The organism is Streptomyces sp. NPDC030165 (assembly GCF_055573595.1).
Genome location: NZ_JBVIBD010000046.1, coordinates 20,703 through 22,270, shown reverse-complemented (window position 1 = coordinate 22,270; position 1,568 = coordinate 20,703). Strand labels below are relative to the sequence as shown.

At 67.5% G+C, this 1,568-nt stretch carries 1 protein-coding gene and 1 pseudogene; one reads left to right on the top strand and one right to left on the bottom strand.

The window, feature by feature from the left end:
* A pseudogene (locus ACZ4Z1_RS40945) lies at window positions 1–165 on the top strand (transposase); the annotation flags it as partial.
* Between the two features lie 410 nt (window positions 166–575).
* Here ACZ4Z1_RS40945 and ACZ4Z1_RS40940 read toward each other — a convergent pair.
* Window positions 576–905 carry a hypothetical protein gene (locus tag ACZ4Z1_RS40940; RefSeq protein ID WP_468491798.1) on the bottom strand — a complete coding sequence of 110 codons (330 nt, stop codon included), beginning with the start codon at window positions 903–905 and terminating at the stop codon, window positions 576–578.
* Window positions 906–1,568: the final 663 nt, after the last annotated feature.

Here is a 1,568-nt window from a genome sequence, read left to right as displayed (position 1 = left end):
CTCCCACCGTCTGGGCCGGCACCGCGCTGGGTCGTGGAACGCACGGTGTCCTGGCTGTCCGGATGCCGACGGCTCCACCGCCGCTACGAACGCAAGCCTGACCACTTCCTGGCCTTCACCGCCATCGCGGCAACCCTCATATGCCACCGCCGACTCGCCAAATGAAATGACGTCTAAGAAGCTGATTCCGGCCCCGGCTCCGTGCGCCCGCCGCGTCGGTTTCAGCGCAGCCTGTAGCGGCAGCGACGAGGCTGGTGGGGCGGGCCGCCGGTGTGCGGGCCGGTCAGATACACCGCGACGCCCCCTGGTCCGAATTCCGGAACGCCTTCGCGCAGCAGCCGCATGGCGGCTAACCGGCCTTCTGCCGACATACTCGAGAACCATCCCCGCGCGAGTGGACCACGGTGTTTCGTAGCGGGAATCCGCGTATTCGCCCGGTGGTCAGCTCCCCGGGCTCCGGTCACCTTGGTCACAGGCCCGGGAGACAGAGGCGCGCGGCCGCCCTCCGCAGCCGGCCGCGCGGGAGTGCTCTCATGTACGTGACCGCTTGATCGGTCAGGCGGATTCGCCGGCGCTCAGCAGCTCTTCTTGTACGCGAACTTGATGGGCTTCGTGAAGAACGCCTTGTGCCCCTTGGCGTTCCCCGCAACCGATATGCACTCGTGAGAGAGACCGGAATTGGTCGTCACGTAGAGACCGTGCCGGCCCTTGCACGTGTTGTGGTAGTACACGGTGTAGGTCGCGATGCCGGCCGGGTTCCACGAGTAATTGAAGCATGTGACGCTGCCGCGCTTGACGCTGCGCAGCGAGACGTCGCTGCCGGAGGCGGCGTTCGCGGGGGTCGAAAGCGTTCCCGCGGCCAGCGCTGCTACGGCGAGCGTTCCCAGAATCTTGAACTTACGCAAGGTGATGCGCCTTTCCCTCATTTCATCCGGCCTATGCCGGACAAGCGATCACTTTGCCAGCAAGGCGGAGGGAAAGCAATGGCGATATGACGGGTTTTGGAGGGATGGAACGAAGAGGGAGTTTTGGGGGATTGTTGCGCTTCGCGTGTGGGTGATTCGGGACGCTCCGGGCACTCAACTCCCGGCGTGTCCACACGGAGGAAACGCTCAGCGGCGAACGCTGCGAGCAGGGCCGCACAAGGCAAGCACCACGCCCAGGCTCTGCTCCGTCTCACCAGACTGCGGATCGGCGTCCTCTTCGCGATGCTCCGCTACGGAGCTTTCTACGAACCCCAACTGCCGTCTCGCGGCTCAGCGGCCGCGGGTCTCTCATCTCGGTGTCCTGGCGTCAGGGTCTCCGGCCTGCGCGTAGGTCGGGTCGTGGGGCGCAGCGTGGGCGAGATGCCCGGGACGCGGACGGCAACATCGCAGGACACGTTTTTGCGCGAGTCGGCAGGCGGCCCAGGCAGGGCGGGCCTGCCGGGCCCGGCGCTGTTCCTGTGCTCCGGCTCCGCGGCGGTGTGGCCTGGTCGGTCGAGGGCAGCGGGGGGGGGGGGGGGGGGGAGGAACAAACCCCCCCCCCCCCCCCCCCCCCCCCCCCCCCCAACACCACCGCAGCAAACC